18 protein-coding genes and 1 pseudogene are annotated in these 19,322 nt (G+C 45.9%); 10 read left to right on the forward strand and 9 right to left on the reverse strand.

The window, feature by feature from the left end:
- The first annotated feature begins 71 nt into the window (after nucleotides 1-71).
- From ACUUHJ_RS06435 to ACUUHJ_RS06465, 7 genes are all read left to right on the forward strand, one after another.
- A complete protein-coding gene (locus tag ACUUHJ_RS06435; RefSeq protein ID WP_472301149.1) occupies nucleotides 72-1,013 on the forward strand; it encodes an MBL fold metallo-hydrolase in 942 nt (313 codons plus the stop codon).
- A 125-nt stretch (nucleotides 1,014-1,138) separates the two neighbouring features.
- Entirely contained in the window at nucleotides 1,139-2,929 is a 1,791-nt protein-coding gene (locus ACUUHJ_RS06440) for a M3 family oligoendopeptidase (protein WP_472298481.1), read from the forward strand.
- A 181-nt stretch (nucleotides 2,930-3,110) separates the two neighbouring features.
- The gene (locus ACUUHJ_RS06445) at nucleotides 3,111-4,073 is read left to right on the forward strand and encodes a metal-dependent hydrolase (RefSeq protein WP_472298482.1); all 963 of its coding nucleotides are present in this window, start codon (nucleotides 3,111-3,113) and stop codon (nucleotides 4,071-4,073) included.
- 478 nt (nucleotides 4,074-4,551) lie between these two features.
- The gene (locus ACUUHJ_RS06450; RefSeq protein ID WP_472298483.1) at nucleotides 4,552-5,472 is read left to right on the forward strand and encodes an ArsR/SmtB family transcription factor; all 921 of its coding nucleotides are present in this window, start codon (nucleotides 4,552-4,554) and stop codon (nucleotides 5,470-5,472) included.
- 51 nt (nucleotides 5,473-5,523) lie between these two features.
- Nucleotides 5,524-6,762 carry an MDR family MFS transporter gene (locus ACUUHJ_RS06455; RefSeq protein WP_289676513.1) on the forward strand — a complete coding sequence of 413 codons (1,239 nt, stop codon included), beginning with the start codon at nucleotides 5,524-5,526 and terminating at the stop codon, nucleotides 6,760-6,762.
- Nucleotides 6,763-7,134: 372 nt separating this feature from the next.
- On the forward strand, nucleotides 7,135-8,307 hold the full coding sequence (locus ACUUHJ_RS06460) for a bis-aminopropyl spermidine synthase family protein (RefSeq protein WP_472298484.1): 1,173 nt from the start codon (nucleotides 7,135-7,137) through the stop codon (nucleotides 8,305-8,307).
- 53 nt (nucleotides 8,308-8,360) lie between these two features.
- Nucleotides 8,361-8,699, forward strand: coding sequence for a DoxX family protein (locus ACUUHJ_RS06465; RefSeq protein ID WP_289676515.1), 339 nt, complete (start codon nucleotides 8,361-8,363; stop codon nucleotides 8,697-8,699).
- Between the two features lie 47 nt (nucleotides 8,700-8,746).
- Here ACUUHJ_RS06465 and helD read toward each other — a convergent pair whose 3' ends face one another.
- The 3 genes from helD to ACUUHJ_RS06480 all read right to left on the reverse strand — a co-directional run bounded on the left by helD (nucleotide 8,747) and on the right by ACUUHJ_RS06480 (nucleotide 12,523).
- Complete coding sequence (helD, locus tag ACUUHJ_RS06470) at nucleotides 8,747-11,107, reverse strand: RNA polymerase recycling motor HelD (RefSeq protein WP_472298485.1); 2,361 nt, start codon at nucleotides 11,105-11,107, stop codon at nucleotides 8,747-8,749.
- A gap of 252 nt (nucleotides 11,108-11,359) precedes the next feature.
- A complete protein-coding gene (locus tag ACUUHJ_RS06475) occupies nucleotides 11,360-11,983 on the reverse strand; it encodes a DUF6143 family protein (protein WP_172142075.1) in 624 nt (207 codons plus the stop codon).
- A gap of 165 nt (nucleotides 11,984-12,148) precedes the next feature.
- Nucleotides 12,149-12,523, reverse strand: coding sequence for a DUF423 domain-containing protein (locus tag ACUUHJ_RS06480; RefSeq protein WP_012684886.1), 375 nt, complete (start codon nucleotides 12,521-12,523; stop codon nucleotides 12,149-12,151).
- A gap of 197 nt (nucleotides 12,524-12,720) precedes the next feature.
- Here ACUUHJ_RS06480 and ACUUHJ_RS06485 point away from each other — a divergent pair, with 197 nt between their 5' ends.
- Nucleotides 12,721-12,903 carry a hypothetical protein gene (locus ACUUHJ_RS06485; RefSeq protein WP_172142071.1) on the forward strand — a complete coding sequence of 61 codons (183 nt, stop codon included), beginning with the start codon at nucleotides 12,721-12,723 and terminating at the stop codon, nucleotides 12,901-12,903.
- Between the two features lie 442 nt (nucleotides 12,904-13,345).
- A pseudogene (locus tag ACUUHJ_RS06490) lies at nucleotides 13,346-13,487 on the forward strand (stage V sporulation protein R); the annotation flags it as partial.
- Nucleotides 13,488-13,494: 7 nt separating this feature from the next.
- On the opposite strand, the gene ACUUHJ_RS06495 reads toward ACUUHJ_RS06490, so the two are convergent.
- The 5 genes from ACUUHJ_RS06495 to ACUUHJ_RS06515 all read right to left on the reverse strand — a co-directional run bounded on the left by ACUUHJ_RS06495 (nucleotide 13,495) and on the right by ACUUHJ_RS06515 (nucleotide 17,278).
- A complete protein-coding gene (locus ACUUHJ_RS06495; RefSeq protein ID WP_472298486.1) occupies nucleotides 13,495-13,776 on the reverse strand; it encodes a hypothetical protein in 282 nt (93 codons plus the stop codon).
- 951 nt (nucleotides 13,777-14,727) lie between these two features.
- Nucleotides 14,728-14,952: a DUF7660 family protein gene (locus ACUUHJ_RS06500; protein WP_289676521.1), complete on the reverse strand. Its 225-nt coding sequence runs from the start codon at nucleotides 14,950-14,952 to the stop codon at nucleotides 14,728-14,730.
- Nucleotides 14,953-15,514: 562 nt separating this feature from the next.
- Nucleotides 15,515-15,859 (reverse strand): DUF7674 family protein, encoded by a 345-nt coding sequence (locus tag ACUUHJ_RS06505; RefSeq protein ID WP_472298487.1) that lies wholly within the window; start codon nucleotides 15,857-15,859, stop codon nucleotides 15,515-15,517.
- 456 nt (nucleotides 15,860-16,315) lie between these two features.
- A complete protein-coding gene (locus tag ACUUHJ_RS06510; RefSeq protein ID WP_173621483.1) occupies nucleotides 16,316-16,507 on the reverse strand; it encodes a hypothetical protein in 192 nt (63 codons plus the stop codon).
- A gap of 312 nt (nucleotides 16,508-16,819) precedes the next feature.
- Nucleotides 16,820-17,278 carry a hypothetical protein gene (locus ACUUHJ_RS06515; RefSeq protein WP_289676522.1) on the reverse strand — a complete coding sequence of 153 codons (459 nt, stop codon included), beginning with the start codon at nucleotides 17,276-17,278 and terminating at the stop codon, nucleotides 16,820-16,822.
- 331 nt (nucleotides 17,279-17,609) lie between these two features.
- Here ACUUHJ_RS06515 and ACUUHJ_RS06520 point away from each other — a divergent pair, with 331 nt between their 5' ends.
- Nucleotides 17,610-18,080 carry a hypothetical protein gene (locus ACUUHJ_RS06520; protein ID WP_289676523.1) on the forward strand — a complete coding sequence of 157 codons (471 nt, stop codon included), beginning with the start codon at nucleotides 17,610-17,612 and terminating at the stop codon, nucleotides 18,078-18,080.
- A 93-nt stretch (nucleotides 18,081-18,173) separates the two neighbouring features.
- Here the strand turns inward: ACUUHJ_RS06520 and ACUUHJ_RS06525 are convergent, their stop codons facing one another.
- Nucleotides 18,174-19,304, reverse strand: coding sequence for a TolB-like translocation protein (locus ACUUHJ_RS06525; RefSeq protein WP_289676524.1), 1,131 nt, complete (start codon nucleotides 19,302-19,304; stop codon nucleotides 18,174-18,176).
- Between the last annotated feature and the right edge of the window lie 18 nt (nucleotides 19,305-19,322).

A 19,322-nucleotide genomic window follows, 5' to 3' on the forward strand; every position in this document is an offset into this window, starting at 1 on the left:
TTAGGCTTGCTACAGCAAGGATGCCTTTTGCTATAATGGGGAAATCACAGCTGGATAAAGGGAGTTGTCTGATGCTCAACTTTTTTACATGGGTAGGCTCCATAGTGGGGGTTCTCACACTCGGATTGATTGGCTATGTGGTTTACCGCTACTGGTACCATATGGGACAGCTTCCGAAGCCGGAGTTTCGTCATCTGGACACGAAAAAGCCAGTGCCTGCCGACTGGAGTCACGATGAGGTTACATTTACATGGATCGGCCACTCGACGATTCTGTTGAATATGTTTGGTACGAAAATACTGACGGATCCGGTTTTGGGCGAGAAGCTGGGGATTAAGCTAGCAGGTGTCCATTTTGGTCCCAAGCGCTTTACACCTCCTGCCCTCGACTTTTCTGAACTTGGCGAGGTAGATATCGTTTTGCTATCGCATGCCCATTTGGATCATGTCGATCTGCCAACCTTGCAGAAAATAGCGAATCGATCCACACATGTCATTACAGCGCACCAGACGAGCAAACTATTCAAGCATATGTCATTTGGTTCATATGAGGAAATGCAGCCGGGAGAAGTCATTACAACCAAAGAAGGAATGACGATTACGGCGATTCCTGTCCGACATTGGGGCAACCGTTTTCCATGGAATCATGAGTATGGCTACAACGGCTATATGATTGAGAAAAATGGTGTGCGCATCCTCTATCCCGGCGATACCGCTTATATCTCCATGGAAAATTTGCCGAAGCAATTCGGGCCAATCGATCTGGTATTCATGCCGATCGGCGCCTATAAGCCAGACTCGTATCAGGCAGCGCATTGTACGCCAGAGCAAGCATGGCAAATGTTCAAGGAGACCAAAGCCAAGTGGCTGGTGCCTATTCACTGGAATACGTTTGTGCTCTCGCGTGAGCCAGTTGATGAGCCGTTCGAGCGTCTGTTGGCAGCAGCGGGGGACGAGAGGGATAAGATCGTTGTTGAAAAACAAGGGGAGACGTTTTCGATCCCTGTTCAATAGGTGTGAAAAGCTGGCGACTGCTTACATGGCAGTCGCTTTTTTAACGATATGAATAAATGGGGAGGGAATAGCTACCTTATTATAGAAATATTTTTATCGAAGGAGTTTTTTGAGGAGGGGTACCTATGACAAAAGCATTGCCGCAACGCTGGGATATGGATGTGATTTTTCCTGGTGGCAGTGAATCAGAGGATTTTCGGGCGTTTTTAGTGACAGTGGAAGGGGATATTGCGAACCTGAAAGCGCGTTTCGAGCAATCTGGCGCTGGTTTGCATGAAACAGCCGCTTTCAAAGAAGTTGTCGCTCAAGTTCAAAGCATTGCCGTGCGAGTGAGACAAGCAGGTGCATTCATTTCCTGCCTGACTGCTCAAAATGTAAAGGATGAGCCTGCCAAACTGATGGGTGGTCGTGTAAAAAGCATCTCAGCTGCGTTTGGTGCAGTATTGACGAGATGGGAAGAACAACTGCTGGCTATCGACGAGGCTGCATGGGAGAATTTGTTGGCAGACGAAGAATTGCAATCGCTTGCTTTTGTGCTGAATGAGCGCCGCCGCCGTGCACAGGAAAAGCTGTCGCCTGAACAAGAAGTGCTGGCAAACGATTTAGCTGTAGACGGCTATCACGCTTGGCAAGACTTGTACAATGCGGTCGTGGGACGTATGAGCATTGAGGTTGAGGTCAACGGGGAGACGAAGCAGCTGTCTGTCGGGCAAGCTTCAAACCTGATGAGCAGTCCTGACCGTGCTGTGCGTTCCCATGTTTTCGAAAAGTGGACTGAAGCTTGGGGCAAGGAAACGGAGCTGTGCGCACAAGCGCTGAATCACTTGGGTGGTTTCCGTCTTTCTCTGTACCGTCATCGTGGCTGGGATTCCGTCCTGCGTGAGCCGCTGGATATTGGACGGATGCAGGAAAAAACACTCGACGCGATGTGGCAGGCCATCGACAATCGCAAGGATCGTCTGGTTGCCTACCTGGAGCGCAAGGCAAAGCTACTCGGTGTAGACAAGCTGAGCTGGTACGATGTAGGAGCTCCAGTCGGTAAGGTACATAAAGAAGTGTCTTACGATGAAGCAGCTGCCCTGATCGTGGAGCAATTCAATCGCTTCAATCCGAGCATGGCTGAGTTTGCCCAAAAGGCATTCGATGAGGGATGGATCGAGGCAGAGGATCGTTCTGGCAAGCGCCCAGGCGGATTCTGCACGAGCTTCCCAGTCAGTAAACAGTCTCGCGTGTTCATGACGTATGCGGGAAGCGCAAGCAATGTATCCACACTGGCACATGAGTTGGGGCATGCGTATCATCAGCAAGTCATGTGGGATTTGCCAGCCCTTAACCAAAACTACGCGATGAACGTAGCGGAAACAGCATCGACCTTCGCAGAGATGATCCTCGCTGACGCTGCTGTGAAAAATGCAGCCAATGACGATGAAAAACTGGTGCTCTTGGAAGATAAGCTGCAATCCATCGTCGCGTTTTTCATGAACATCCACGCTCGCTTTATTTTCGAGAAAAACTTCTATGAGAAGCGCAAAGAAGGTCTCGTGAGCGCGGCTGATCTCGACCGAATCATGGAAGAGGCGCAAAAGCAAGCGTACAACGACGCTTTGGCAGATTATGAGCCGCATTTCTGGGCATCCAAGCTGCATTTCTATATCACGTCGTACCCGTTCTATAACTTCCCGTACACATTCGGGTACTTGTTCAGCATGAGTGTCTATGCGCGTGCCCTCGAAGAAGGGGAGACCTTCGCGCCGAAATACGATGCACTGCTCCAAGATACGGGCCGCCTGATGGTAGAAGACTTGGCGAAGAAGCATCTCGGCGAGGATATGACGACAGTTGAGTTCTGGCAAAAAGCTGTTGACCTGGCTGTGGCAGACATCGACGAATTCCTGCGCCTGACAGAAGAAGCATAAATGTACGAATAAATTAGTTCCAAGCAGTCTGTCACTATTCTGACAGGCTGCTTTTTTCGTTGAGAGATTGTTAACATTGCAGAAGAAATCTTCGGATAACATTTACCTGCGGTTTATAGAATCCTCGCTATTTTTTCGTACAGTAAAAGGGAAGGGAGTACTTGTAAAGGGAGGCATCGTAATGGACACTGGCAGTCATCTTTTGTTGGGTGTCACACTGGCGGGGTTAGCTCATATCACGCCAGCAGTGGCGAATGATCCGGCACTTGCTCAGGCGCTAATGATTGCAACGGTAGTGGGTTCTCATGCCCCGGATTTCGACACTGTGGCCAGACTTCGCGGTATTTCTTTTTACATTCGCATTCATCGAGGAATTACGCATTCGATTCCCGCCTTATTTCTGTGGCCCCTCATCATTAGTCTTTCTCTTGCCTGGGGGTTTGGGCTCATGGGGCAGTTCGGTATTTTGTACGGATGGACGCTGTTGGCTGTTGTGCTGCATGTTTTTCTCGATATGCTAAACGCCTATGGAGTCCAATGTATTCGTCCAATTAGCAAGCGTTGGGTGCATTTGGATGTGCTCGCGATTTTTGAGCCACTGGTGTTCGCGATTCATCTGGCAGCGGCGATCAGGTGGATCGCTTTTAGAGGAGATCCTAGCGTGTTATTTCCGGTAGCATATGGCATGACGCTCGTGTATATTGGCGTGCGGGCTTGGCAGCATCACCGTAACGTCAAACGGGTAGTAAGGGCGTTGGAAACAAGGGGCATATCCCATGTGTTCCCGAGCATACATCCATTTCACTGGAGATTCGTCGTTGAGACGGAGGAACTGTTTTACACAGGAAGAATCGAGTATGCACGTGTGATACTGGAGGATGTATATCCGAAGCAACAGCGTGATGCGATCATCCAGGCTACTGTCGGTGTGGATGGCGTTCGTGCTTTTCTCGGATTTGCTCAACGAATCCACGTTACGTGGAAGGAGATTGCCGACGGTTATGAAGTCACGTGGAGCGACGTGCGCTTTTGGTACAACCGAAAGCTTCCATTTGGTGTAGATGTTGTCTTGGATCGTGATTTGAACGTCGTTGATCATCGGTTGGGTTGGCGAAAAAAAGCGTGGGACCCGCCGTTTGTATAAGGGAAGCTAGTATAGGTAAGCCTCGTCAGTTAGTGAAGCTGGGGGCTTACTTTTTTTGTGTGAACAAGGCACCTCAGCGTCTGCTTCTTGCATGGTTTCAGTAAAGCTTTTGCCAAAGGTTTAAATGGTATCGATAAACCAACAAAGCTGGTAAGAAGAAAAAGCACAGGGCTCGTAGACCTTGACAACGCCTCCCCAGTTGGAACTTTCAAAAGGGGACCACGCTTGTCGAACACTTCTTCTTTGAGAAACTTCCGCCCGTAGGGTGGCTTTGGCTCGACGGTCCCCTTTTGGAAGTGGAGACGGACAGTGAATCCCACCTGCTGGCGTGTCAGAGTCGAAGAGCCCTGTGCTTTTTCTTCTCCTCCACTATGTTGACCCCATTAAGGACCTTAAAAGCTATTCTAACGAAATGGCGCTATGCAATATCAAATAAGAATGATACACTGAAAAAAACTAAATGTTCGATGGTGATAGAATGAATGAATTATATTCGATCAGAGTAGAATGGTCTCCTGCGTATGAATGTATCATTAGCCTCTACACTTACATTCACGAAAAGGAGCGCAAGCATAGTTTGCTTGGTACGGCTTGGTTAGAGGAGACAAAACAAAAGCTCCCGGCGTCTTTTGCAGATGAACTCGCAGATGAACGCTGGGAAGTACTCCACCGCTTGGTGCTGCTAGTAGCGCAATCACCCCAGACCAAATCCGTTGAAGAATTTCTTGGGTGGCTGGAAAGCATTCCTCCCGGTGAAATTTATGAGCGCCTCGCGCCGTGGGTGGAGACAATCCCGCTGAACTTGGGAGAAATCCGTGATCGCAGCCTATCGTTGCTTACCCGGTGGAATGAGCATTATTTTTCGAAGATGGACCCCCGCATTTTGGAGAATCTGCAACGGAGTGCCGATGAGCTGACGGCCCGCGCCAAAGAAACCCCTCCAATCGACTTGGTCGATCATGTTACAAACGGTATCTGGATTGAGCCGATGGCAGATTTGCGAGAGGTTGTACTGATCCCGCAATACCATTGTGCCCATTCTTCTGTTCTCGACTTTTATCGGGGGCTTGCCACTTGCATGTATCCTGTCAAAGATGCGGCAATGACCAAACCACAGCCACTCTTGGAGCTGTTGCCTATCACACAGTGTCTGGCGGATGAGAAGCGCCTGCAAATTTTGCGCTGTCTGGCAAAAAAGACGTGCACGCTCGGTGAATTACAGAAGCAAGTGTCCCTAGCAAAAAGCACCGTCCATCATCATGTAACGGCGTTGCGCAGAGCGGGGCTGATTCGTGCTCACTACACAGGAAGTACGACAATTTCCTACTACAGTCTGCGAGAAGCCTTCGTCGAGCGTCTCCCGGTCTTGCTTCGTTCCTTCTTCCATGCATCAGAGTGATTTTGCTTACGGAAATAGCATGATTTTGTTGAGAGGGTAGGTTGAATCAGTATGAGCAAAATGAGGCAAGTGTGGGAGGCGTATCACCCGATTGTTCATCTTTTGATGGCAGGGACGGTGTTCGTTCAGCTCACCCAATCGATGAGTATCCCTTTTTTGGCTATCTATCTCGGTGAAACGACGAAGCTCTCTCATGCCTATATTGGGCTGATTATCGGGGCAGGTCCTTTGGCTGGAACAGTAGGGGGATTTGTTGGCGGGATTCTCTCGGATTTGTTTGGCAGACAAAAGCTGATGTTTTTTTCCTTGCTTGCTATGGCGTGCTCGATGATCGGCTTCATTACACTGGCACATCCGATCGGTTTATTGGTAATCAGCATGATTATGGGATTCGCGGCATCGATTTTTGCGACGGTTTCAAAAGCGTTGATGGGTGACTTGACGCCCGAACATAAACGTTTTCGTGTGTTCTCAAATCGCTATCTTGCGAGCAATCTTGGCTTCGCGATTGGTCCTATGCTCGGTGCTTTTTTTGGGATTTCCGGCAGCAATCTGGCGTTTATTCTGACTGCGGTATCCTTGATGAGCTTTGCCGTCATTTTAGTAGTGGCATGTCGGAGATGCGGCGTCACCGATAACAGTGGGGAGAACGGAGCGGTGGAGCGAGCCAGTTTGGGTGAGATCTGGCAAGTGCTCAGAAGGGATGTCGTCCTTCTTACCTTTGTCACAGGCGGAATCCTGTTAGTGACGGTGTACGGTCAGATGTCTGTTACGCTCTCCCAATACTTGCGGGAAAACTTTTCGGAGGGTGTCGCCTTGTTTGGAACCTTGATGAGCGTCAACGGATTTACCGTCCTGCTTTTGCAAATTCCAGTAACGAGGTTGGTTGAGCGGTACTCCTTGTTTGCGAGGATAGCAGGTGGTGCTGTATTGATGGCCATAGGAGAGGTTGGTTTTGCTTTTTCGTCAAATTGGGCTTGGTTTATGACAGCGATGATCGTTTTTACGCTTGGGGAAATCTTGATCATACCAGCGGAGTATGCGCAAATCGACGAGATCAGTCCCGCGAATATGAGAGGGACTTACTATGGGGCACAAAGCGCAACGATGCTCGGGAGCTTCCTTGGACCATGGGCAGGTGGTATGGTGCTCACCGCATATGGTGGCCCCGTGATGTTTGGGGTCATGGCAGTATTGGCGCTGGTCAGCTTGATCTTTTATTGGCTGGGACGCAGATTGCATGAACAGCGGAAGCAGCCTAGAAATGCGATTATAGAGACTGCCATGTAGCTTCTTGCCGATTGATTGCGATTGCCGTATAATGGAAAGTATCTTTTTCAAAAGGGGACGTTTTGATGTCGGTGTGTGTTCTTAACTAAGCAACTGGATAGGGTACTCCCATTGTTTTTGGCAAAAATCTCATGTCCTGTGAGTTTATTTGCTATGGAACAGAGGAGACCTTGATTAGTTAAGAACTTACGGTCATCCATCTACCCATTTGCTCGACTACGGGAACCGTGCTCTTACGCACGGTTTTTTTGCGGGACTATCCACGCGCACGTAGCGAACGTATGCCCTCAAGGCGGAGATGAACGAATGTTCATGCTCTGCCTTTTTTGCATGCATCGATGGGTCCATCCCTTTTGAAAAGAGGTACTCCACATGAAAAATTATATCGAAGACACCTATAAACAAGTGCGTTTACAAGAAGGTCAACAAGTGATCGAACAGTTTCTGCTAGCATGTTATTTTCATCCGGATTTGCCTACGAAAGAGCTGGCAAGAAAAGTACTATTGCCTATACCTGTGGCGACTGCGATCAAAAAAGAGCTGATTAAGGCAGGTGCCATACAGCAAGGAAGCGGGGTGAGATGCACCGCAGAGGGGGAAGCGTTCATTGAGCAAAAGCTAGGGTATGGTGGGCTGGATCGAAAGCTGTACGAAAAGCTGATAAGAGACGACGAAGCTTGGAAAACCGAGCTGGCTGACTTGCAAGCGGAGATGGAGATGATTTTTGCTGGGCGTCCGCAAGCTGATGTACAAATCGATCAGTCCAAATGCACAGTCGAGACGAGCCTGCGCAGGGCAATCTTATGCTTGCGGCATCAGAGCTTGGTGGGCAAAAAAATATTATGTGTCGGGGATGATGATTTGGTCAGCATCTCACTGGGACTTTTGCTCAAGCGCTTGTTTCCAGGGAATCAACAACGTCCAGAGCAAATTGAAGTAGTCGATATCGATGAACGTTTTCTTCAGTACATTACGGATGTGTCTAAGCAAAAAGCATTGACCGTCGCCTGCCATCAGGCTGATTTGCGGCAGCCGCTGCCGAAGAAGCTACAGGGTGGCTATGATTGCTTTTTTACTGATCCACCTTACACGCTGCAAGGAATGGCGCTGTTTTTATCCCGTGGAATCAGTGCGCTGCAAAAGCAAAAAGGACTGTCCATCTTCCTGTCCTTCGCGCATAAATCACCTGATTTTACGCTGAATATGCAACGAGAGTTCGTGTTGGCAGGCTTGACCGTACGAGAGGTGCTCAGTCATTTCAATGAATACGAAGCGGCGCAAATGATTGGAAACAAGGGACAGATGATCGTACTTACCACAACAGAGCTGACGACTCCGACGATCAAGCATCCATTTCTGGAGTCGTTGTACACAGGCGAAGAGACTCCTTCCAAGCGTGAGTATCAATGCAAGCGTTGCAAAAGATCAATCCAGGTAGGGGCACAGGCAAAAATAGTGACGATCGAACAATTGAAAAAACGCGGCTGCCCTCGTTGCAAGCATCAAAGCTTTGAGCTGTTGTCCCGCCGAAGAGCACAAGACTGATTGTACACAAGTGGGCATATGGTAGTGGTGGAGGGGAGGGAGAATAAGAGAAGATGGCTTACGAAAAAGCGTTTTCTTTATTACGAATCGCGACGGGAATCTTGTTTTTCATCCATGGCATTGCCAAACTGCAAAAAGGGATGGCTAATGTTGTGACGACGTTTGGTGATCTCGGCTTGCCAGGGTGGCTGGCGTATCTGGTGTTGATCGTAGAACTGCTCGGCGGCCTCGCGCTGATCATTGGAGTCGGGGCGAGATATGCCGCATGGGGATTAGCTGCGATCATGGCAGGTGCGATTGTGACAGTGAAATGGGCGAAAGGCTTTGTGGGCGGTTATGAGATGGATTTGATCCTGTTGCTTGTCACGATTTGTGTAGGTCTAAAAAGGTGAAAAAAAGATCCGGCTGAACCAGTAAGCGGTCAGCTGGATCTCTTTTTTTAAACAAACAGCTCGTAATAAGCAGGAGAAACGTTATCTATAAATGGACTTTTTTCACCCGAATAGTAAAGGTGCAGCTCGTGCATGGCACGTGTACATGCCGTGTAAAAAAGCTTGCGTTCACTTTCTTCGCCATAGCATGTAGCGGAAGCATCATAAAGGATGACTGCATCGAACTCGACTCCTTTTGCCAAGTAAGAGGGAATGATCAAGATGCCTTTCTCGAAGGAAAGAGTAGCGGGCTTGATCAAGCGTATCGGCAATCTCTCTTGCAAAGCGTCATGAACGATTTGGGCTTCCTCTAGCGTTTTTGTGATAACAGCGATCGTCTGATGACCACGATCAGTGAGCTCACGTATGCGTGCTTCGATTTGATCGGTATGAGCTTGAGGGGATGTCGCCTTGGTTAGAGTTGGCAAGCGACCATCGCGCATAAAAGGCTCAATCATCTCCCCGTTTCGCAAAAGTTGCCGCGTAAACAAGACGATGGGATAGGTGGAGCGGTAGCTTTTGGTCAGGACGAAGGTCTCCGTCTCTTCAGGCTCAAACAGGGATGTGACAGCATCGAAGCTATTTTGGTGATACGCATGGGCGTAAATCGCCTGATTCCAGTCTCCCAGCACGGTCACTTTGGCACGGGGAAACAAGCTCTTGATGAGAGCGAACTGAAAGGCGGAGTAGTCTTGGGCTTCATCGAGAAAGACATGACGGACGAGGTTGTTCGTCTGCTTGCCCTCCAATCGTTCCTGCAAATACAAATAAGGAGGGATGTCTTCACATGCCAAATACTGTTGCTCTAAACGCTCTGCTGTCTGTTCGCACACTGCCGGCCACTTGTCTAATACATCGTGTTGGAGAGTGCTTGGCGCAAGCGTCCCGAGCAAGTCAGGTGATAAGAAGAGCTGGCGGTAAATAGCGCGAGTATCAATAAATTGGAGCTCCCGGATAAAATCGCGCAGAGGCTGAAACTGTTTTTTGACGATCCATGTGGCTAAGAGCTCCTGCTCGCGTTCGAAGTCATCGAAGGTATCCTCCCGAAACTGCTTTTTGCGGCGCAGCGATTGATAGGCAGCTACATACGAATCTCGGTCAAGCAGCTCCATTTCATCTTCTACCCATGGCTTTGATCGTTCGCGCTGTTCCATTTTTTTCAGCTCTGTCAGCAGTGATTTTGCAACGAGTACCATTCGATTGGGGATCGGCAGATTCGTATCGAGAGAATAAAACAGTTCATGGATGTGAGCCGCACTGATTAGCGTCTGGTCCCTAAATGTAACAGGGAGAAACATGATTCCAGCTTGTTTCAAGCTATTCGCGAATTCATCCATGGCCTGCAAAAACAAGGCGCTTGACTTGAAACGGATCCCTTCCAGCCGCGCCTCATATCCAGACTGACCACTGGCTGTCAGTACATACTCCATCTGTTCAAGCGGATTTTCCAACTGGAAGTCGTCACCGAGACGATGCTCCGCGTATTCCTGAAAAGTCGTTTGCTGCATATTTTCCTCGCCGAGCTCAGGAAGAACGGTCGAGACGTAGCTGTTAAACAAAGAGTTGGGCGAAAACAAGACGATTTGCTCTGCGGTCAATGTCTTGCGATAACGGTAAAACAAATAAGCGATTCGTTGCAGTGCCGCAGACGTCTTCCCGCTGCCGGCAGCTCCGGAGACGATGACGAGTCGGCTGCGTTCATTTCGGATGATGCGGTTTTGATCCCGTTGGATCGTGGCCACGATGCTTTTCATCTGCGAGTCAGCCTGTTTGCCGAGTACCTCCTGAAGTAGCTCGTCGCCAATCGTCACGCCCGTATCGAACAGGTGCAGCAATTTGCCGTCGCGAATGATGTATTGTCTTTTGCACGTAATCTCTCCATTTACACTACCGCCTGGTGTATTGTACTCGGCTGGCCCCGGCGAGTAGTCATAATACAGACTGGAGATCGGAGCGCGCCAGTCGTAGACGAGAAACTCCTCGTCGTTTTTATCCAGCAAAGAAGAAATGCCAAGGTAGATGGCTTCTGGCTTTGATTCCAGCTCTTCTTGAAAATCGATCCTGCCAAAATAGGGAGAGTGCAACAATCGCTGCAGCGTACGCAACTGATTTTGGGCATGGCGATGGATGCGTTCACGCTCGGACAGAACCTCCGCTTGCTGCTTGATACTGGCGTAAGTCTCGACAGCTTCAATGGCATCCTCGAAGTTGACTGTCACGTCGTCCCAAAAATGCTTGCGAATGCCGATAATATCCTCGCTCACGACATTTACATGCTCTTTGAGGTCATCTATTCGGTTCTTTATCTCTGAGATGACTTGTTCAACACGTTGTTGTTCGTTTTGCCGATCTTGATCAGTCACGCTCATGGTACCGCTCCTTTTTCGTTCCCCATTTTTGGCCTGAAGGTTTGACAATCGAAAGTGAATGTGATACTATTATATTGGAGATAAAATAGTTACATATCATCGATTGACCGACAGACCAATTCTCATTTTATCACGTGAAAATTGGCTTTTCAACATGGTATAGGAAAAAATCAAGTGAAATAACAGGGAACTCCTTTGGGGGTTCCCTTTTTTGTTGCGGCTAGACTTGTCCGTCAAGTGTTCCAGTGAGAGCTACCCATATACGGGTTGTTCCCACCAGTCTATTGAAAACGAAAAGGATGTCTTCTCACCTGTGTTTGGAACGCGAACGATGAGTGACATGCCAGGTCCGAGAATCCACTGTCCGCTAGGGGTCGCCTCAACGGTAGAGGATGCCGGAATGATTCGTGTGGCAGTATGAATGTGATCAGAAAAGGTATCTGTCATACCAGTGCCATGCAAAATTTGCCCTTGGGCGGCTGGACAAGCGGGGAGTTGAACATAACCAGAAGTCACTTGACGTGAGAGAGTCGTACCTGTGATTGAGGAAGCTTTGCCAAACAAGAAATGTGCTTCTATCGGGTGCGGGGATGGATTGGTGATCATCCAGTGATGGACAAATAAATGAACACTGGAGCGTAAGGGATTCGACAAGGCAGCAATCCCGATAGCCCCATCGCCCACGGTTATTTTTTCCGACTGCCCCATGAAGTATTTGCATTGATCCGCCATCGACATCGCATACGGAATGTGAACACTCCGACTCAACTGTTCCGTAGCAGAAGGAGTGGGAAACGGATAGTACCCCATCTGCATGTAGACATCTGGTATTCCACCAAAAAAGTACGAGGGGCGAGTATAGGAGGGCTTTGTCATGATTTCCTCTCCTTGTGAGTGGGGTAACTGCTAACCCTACAGCATATGGCGATCGTCTATGGAGGGTGTCAGGATTTAGCGTTATTGCTAGGCAGAGTTCCGCTAAAGTCATGGCGGAAAGAAAAAAGGCCGGGAATGAAATCCCAACCTTTTGCAAGCTTTTGTCTACGATACGGTTTTCCATGCATGAATCGCAAGCAACGCCCAGCCAGCAAGGAACAAAACTCCGCCAATCGGCGTAATCGCACCGAGAACCTTAATGCCGGTCATCGCCAGTGTGTAGAGACTGCCGGAGAAGATCAACGTTCCGGCTGTAAAGCACCAGCCTGCCCAAACGAGGCCAGAAGAATCCGGGTACCATTTGAGCAACAGAGCAACTAGCACCAGAGCCAGTGCATGTGTCGTCTGATAGGTCACGCCCGTATGGAAAATGCCCAGCGAATATTCGTCCAATTTTTCCTTCAGTGCATGTGCCCCGAATGCTCCCAACGCAACAGAAAGAAATCCACTGATACTGCCGAGCATCAAAAACAGCTTCATGAGTGCGTCCCTCCTTTTTTCGCATAACCTGTACATCTGTCCGACCTCTATTTTAGCGTAAAAAGATAGACATTGCCCAATTGTAATTTGGTGAACACGCCTTGGACTACCATACAAGCCGCTTGTCAACCTCCGACATAGAGTAAAGTATCGCGGTGGCAACGCTTACAGGCCGCTGCGACGGGAGGTGACGTAATATGAACAAATGGATTTCCAACGTAGGAGGGCTTCTTGGTGGCTTCGCATTGTTGAAAGCGCCGTTGGACGGTTCCTTCCTAAGTGGGGTGGACCCGGTGGTGGATGGATTGGGTCTGATCACTGTGGTCGTATTCGCAGGAGCTCTTATTTATTCTGGTGTACGTGGCTGGTTCAAGGGTTAAGTAGCAAGATGAAAAACAAATCAAGGGTGTCTCCAATCGGGGATGCCTTTTTTCTTCTTGAGGCAAGCGTCTTTAACTAATATCTTTATTTGTGCTTTACTTGATTGCTCTTTTTATTCGTAATGAAATCCATGATAACGATTAAGGCCACGATAAAAATAGACTGTAATAGAGGTTTTACATAGCTGGATTGATCGTATATAAAGTAAGCTACTATCAAGTTAGTATGAAAAGTAATGAAGTACCCAAAAGTTTTCATTATCTCACTGCACCTCATCTCAGAAAAAAGGGGCTATTATAAATAGATTCTCTTACATCTACTCCAAGATTACCACCAGTATAATTGATAATTCGCAATATCTTTTCTAAATGCTGGCGTCTTTTAGCACGGTTCCCCATATACATAAAGTAGACCGACGGCAAAAGGGGGAGGCGAAACAAATTGACCAACGACGAGCGCAAAGAACTGGAGCGATCCATTGACGAAATTACCGAGATCGCCAAAGGGTTCAATAATGCCCACACGATTTTCGCACTGGAGTTTTGGTAAGGCAAAGCTCCAAAAGAATGAAAACACTACTCGATAAGGTTCTAGGTAATTTTGACGGTCTTGTTTTTAGCCAATGTCACTTTCTTAATAATTTTCCTGATCATCACTTTTTGTTCCTCAAACGTCAGGTAGTTCCAGTCTTCACCAATTAGACTAATCAAAGAATGAAACTCCTCTACATTCCTCTCTGGCACATCCCTCCCAATTGAATCCATTAGCAGGGTTTCAATTAACTCCTGTTCTTTTTCAAGATTTGTAATCCGATCGCTTACAGCGTTAGCTTTAATTGCACCGGACTGAATAGCATCATAGAGATTGTCCAATGTCTGGTAAGACCTTCTTCCGAAACCTCTAAAACAATCTGTGGATCAAGAGCAATGCTCTTAATCTTATCAATTACATAGTCACGAGAAATGACAGAGTGTACAAGACGGGAACAGCGATGAAGACGACAGAGAACGTCAAGGAGGTAAAAGGTTCAGTCTCTAAAGAACACATCGACAATATCACTTTTAATGCACATGGATAAGGATGAGAATGTAAAAAACTCATAGATATGATCAAAAGCCTGTTCAGCTTCATTGTGAACGGCTTTTTTCGTATTTGCGTTTTACTATTTCAGCTAAAGTATCTACTTGATCGGAGAACGCTTTCCGTTCTTCTTCAGGAATGGATTGTAGTATCTCTACGATTTGATCAACGTCAGCACGGATATTATTCCTATGCTAGTCATCTAAGGCCTCTTTCAAATAGCTGACTTCAGACCATTCGACTGAGTAATAAAATAAACTCTTCCATGAGACCAACTCCTTGTGTTTATTATGCCACACGGAGTTGGGACAAAAAAAGGAGACTGAAGAAATCTGGGAAGGTGTCACTAGTACATAAGTCAGGGGTACGACTGATTAAGGAATAGGGCGCACTAGCTGAATTTTGATAAAGATAAGCGATAAAAAAGGCCATCCCTTGCCACTTTCATAGCTTTGGGACAGCCTTCTCGGTACTTTCATGAGATTAGCTACATCTAAGTGCAGATGCAATAAGGCACATGTGGATAACGTATACAGCCAGGGTAATGTTCGCAAGGGAAAATGTTACCTTTTGAGCTGATTGATTTAAGGAGATTCTTCCACATAGTTAATCACCTCAACAAAAGGGGATATTTACCATTTGCTTCATCTTAACATATGTAGAGAACTATAAGAATAGTAATTTTCGGAATATTTCAGATCATGATTAAACAAATTGCTCAATATGCTAATTAGCTCTTTGAACTATTCGTAGTATTTGGATGCCTCTAAGATTTTCGCGAAAGCTTCCCAAGAAGGGGTGTCTGGTGCTAATTGGGTGTTCAACCAAGCAGCCATCGATTCGAGATAATGACTTAGAGAGACATTTTCCCAATCCGGATTGTTTTCCAACTCAGCGAGCGATCTTTGAATAAAATCGATTAGGTCCTGCTTTGTATATGCTTGTCCATCTTTTTGACCAACGTCCATACAAGGTCCTCCTCAGATTGTAACGATGGTTCAATGTTATATAAAAACAGGTTTGATGGAGAGTAGGGGCAATTTCAGGATGTCCGTTACATTGTAGCTGGATTGTTTACTGACAATTGTTTTACCCTAGGGAATTCAAGTGGGGTGAAGCAAAAAAACACATAATTATCCGGATAATAACCAAAATCGTGTGTAAAGTGATATGGTAGCTTTTTAACAAAATATTTTAGGTTGAATTGTCTAATCTTTTGGCGAAGTTCAGAAGGCAGATACATTGAGTTGAAGACATTAATTTCGATTGGGACATGGAAGGGAGTGCGTTTGAGTTTTTTTCTCCAATGCGCAGATACGCAAATCTCAAAACAGATATCTACCAAAAGCTGTTTATGAATCTTTTTTCTTAGCCTCTTATTCATAATTCATCACCATATGTCTCTGCAAAACAGAGAGTTTAGTTGAAGTTTAAATCACATTTTTGAAAGGAACAAGCAATTTAACACAGTGTGTACGTTGTATTATTGGTCTTCGCCAACATAACGATTTTCTCCAGACATGAATTTATTTAATGAGATCCACCATTTAGGGAAATGGGCATCAGAAAACATTCAATTGAGCTTGAAATTTCACAACCTAGCAATGATTCCAGAAACCCAATTGTAGCTAATTCTTTAACATAGTCGTCACCGTTGATATGGAGAATTTCTAAAACCTCAAATATCATTGGGAACTCGGTTAACTTTTGCTGTTGGTAAAGCTCATCTACATGTTGGGCGAAATCTGAGACATCAATATACGGAAGATGCTCTTCGCTATCGTCGTAAGTTTCACTAATAAAATGGAGCCATCTTTCTTTATAGGATGGACAAGCAGATAAGAATAAGTCGATAACCTCATGTTTTTGTATCATTTCAAAGTTCACTCCATAAAAGGTATATCGAAATTTTATCACATGGAAAAATCGTTATTTAACATTTTAGTTATGTAGAGAAATAAAAAAACCTTAAGCAAGAAATGCTTAAAGTTTAACTTAACTTCTTAGATTTTAATTCTTCAACTTCACGGGTAAGCACTGCAACTTGTCTTCTGAGTTCGTTTGATGGTTCTGTACATCGTCTTCCGATAATAATTGCTGTACACAGTAATGACCCTAAAACACCGAGCAAAGTAACAAAAAAGAAGACATTTACTCCAAGCAAATGGACACCTCATTTTCATTTTTAACCATATTATTACAAGTTTGATTGAATGTATAGATCAGGAGGTTTCAAAAACTGAATAGATAGTTAGGGATTACTCAGAAAGTCATTAGCGTGTCACTAATGAAAGTAGTCATTTACGTTGCTTTACAAAACGGTAATTGAGTTTAACTCTCTTCTACTATCTCGCACTGATTTTTTAACATTTCGTTGACAATCGCTTCATGCAGATCTTCATCTTCAATTAACAAAAGTGTATTAGTAACTCGGTTACAAACAAAATAACGACCATCCATCTTGACTAAAACATAATTTTCTTTTCCGGTTGTCCAAATGAGTTTGTAGTTATCTAAATCCATTTTTATCTTCACTCCTTTCGATAATTTAGGAAAGAGCGAAAGAGCATATCTGCTCTCTCCTAATCTGAATCCACACATATTACCATTTTGGAGGGCGGCAATCAGGTTGTCAATGAATAGGAAACTCAACACACGATTTGTAAAACAAGGAGGAATTGATCATGCAAATCTCAACGGGGAGAGGTGATATAGCGGTAATTGGTAGATTTTTTGCTCAAGGGCATAAATAAAGCTGCCGAGATTTCTCGACAGCTTTAAGACTGCTTGGGTATGTCACTGTTTTTTCACAAGGGTTTCTTCTACCAAAATAGTTTATGGTAGTGGGAGTACACTAAGAGTTCCATCCACTTTTGTGTATCTGGACCCATAATTTTTCAATAAGAACATGTAGAAACCGGGTTGCAAAGTTTGTTTCGGTGCATAAGTAACTGTACTATTACCAGTAAAGGAAACTCCATCAACACCAGAATCGACCCAAGTTTTACCACCATCTGTACTTGTCATAATGTCATACACAATTAGGGGAGTTTTGGTAGATTTTTGCGTAGCGACTACTTTAATCTGGCTAGGGCTATTCACCCAAAATTGGTAATTAAATGCATCTCCCGGTCCTGGCTGTGGTTCGCCTAGGCCAGCGGAGAAAGTGTAGTTTATTGCCTGTGCTTGGTAATTGGCTTCAGATTTAACGGCAGTTTGTGACTCTGCAAAAGCGGCTGGGGTTCCTGCCAGTGATACAGCTAGTGCAGATAAAGTGAGAAGCACTTTTTTCATGAACAACATCTCCTATTATATTGAAGTATTGGTTGTTTCGACCTTATTTTACTGATTTATAAACCTATTTACTATTCCAAATAAACTATGGTTTCCATAGTCTCAGACTATCAATTGCGAGAAGGAGCAACGAGCTTTATGACTTAGGGAAAAGGTGTAGCTATTGACTATATAGGGTGGATAATGCATCTCTTGTTACTGTCGGAGTAGGCTAGTGGGTTTTCTTACTACTTTTATTTTCCAAAGATAAAGTAGTAGACGAGAAAGAGCTTTTACTTGGGATCATGTGATATACATACCAATCGATGTGATAAATGGGAGGGTGAAAGGAATGTCGTGGAACCTGATTAATAAAGGCGACAAAAGGGCGCTGGCTCTGGCTGATCGGCATTACACCCGACAGAAACCTGGTAGCAATCAGTTCTGCCTACCAGGGAAAAATCTGGTCCTGCTCACAGAGGATGAAAAGGCATTGTGGGTTACATGGCACGGCATCAGGGACGATGGCTGGGATGCCTGGGAATGCACATTGTTTAGGAATGAAGGGGATTACCTTTCCAGTCACCTTATTGTGATGGCCCTCGGGATCACGCGGCACCTCTGGGGAGAGCCGCCAAAGGATGGGATAGTCACTTATGTAGGGAAGCATTTACGCGGTGGTTGCTTTCATGCAGCAGGGTTTCATAAGGCGGGTTACAGCAAGAAAGGGAAACTACTACTACAGCTCCACGCTGACCGATTCCCACCGATGATGCAGCCAGCAGAAAATGGACTGCTGAGACATGAAGCCATCGTGATTTAACTTAACAAGGGTATATTTTTTTATTAAAAAAGATAGAGGAGCGTATTAGCGTATTATCCGTGTACGCTCCAATAAGAGAGCCACTTTTCTTTTTTATCTTGTACGGGATTGCCACCTGTCGAAACGGCTCATGTGCACCGAGTCCAAATCACCAACGAAAAATGACTTGCCATCAGCTGCCCACCCTAAAAATTGGATATTGTCATTTGCGTTCAGATAGGGGCTTCCATCAAATGGGTACACAAACGATTTCTTCGTCGATTGAATCACAAGTTGTTCATTTGCATCTTGAGCATTTGAGGTGAATAGGAATTTTTCTGCGACATAGTTATGTCCGGTCGGAGACCAGAAGACTTGAGTCAAGTCACGATCCAAATAGAATGGATGTGGATGCTCCGCCGTCGGGACACTCTTACCTGTTTGCAGGTCAGTCATATAACCGTGACCTTCCTTGATATCAAACCGAAACTTTATATCGTTGGAATACGAGGGGAAGCTTTTGAATGAATGCGTGTATTTGAGACCTGTCGGTAAATCAAGTTCTTTTATTGTTCCGTTTGCTTTATACAACACTTTTTTTGACGTTGGTATCCAATAGAGCAATTCTATGGACTGTGTACTGCTTTGTTCTTCGTCAGGAAGGAAAAACTGGTCATTAACCTTCATTTTAAGCGTACTCATGTCTTGCAAGATAAGCTTGTTGCGTTTCTGTGCGTCAGGATCTTTCAGATCAGATTGGATAAAGGTAAGGTAATGGCCATCTGGTGCAATCGCATAATCCAAGATCGGGGTTTCAGTGGTCCCTTTCACGAGCAATGTTTTTTGCTTGGTGAGTAAGTTGTATCGATACAAGCTAGCTTGATCCATCATTAATAATTCGTCCTTGCCCGATACCCACTTAGCGAAACCGTTCAACTGGCTCAGTTGCTTGGTTTTGGTGTCATATAAGTATGGAATGGTTGGTTCATCTTTCTTGAACCCCTGCTTCTCTGCATATACAAACCTTCCGTTTGGCGACATGCTTGCCCGATGCACTGCAGGTAACTGAGCGACTAGCGTTTGCTTTTTTCCATCAAGATCTATCCGGTATATTTTGGTTGGTGGAGCCGCAGTGTTAGCAGCAGTCGCAACTGTCGCTGCGTTTGCTGCCGGTAATACCAACGGAGGAAGCACGGATGCTGTAAAGAACACTGTCGCAAGGGCTAAAATACTACTATTTTTCATCGACACTCATCCTTTCTG

The sequence above is a fragment of the Brevibacillus schisleri genome (genome assembly GCF_055685845.1).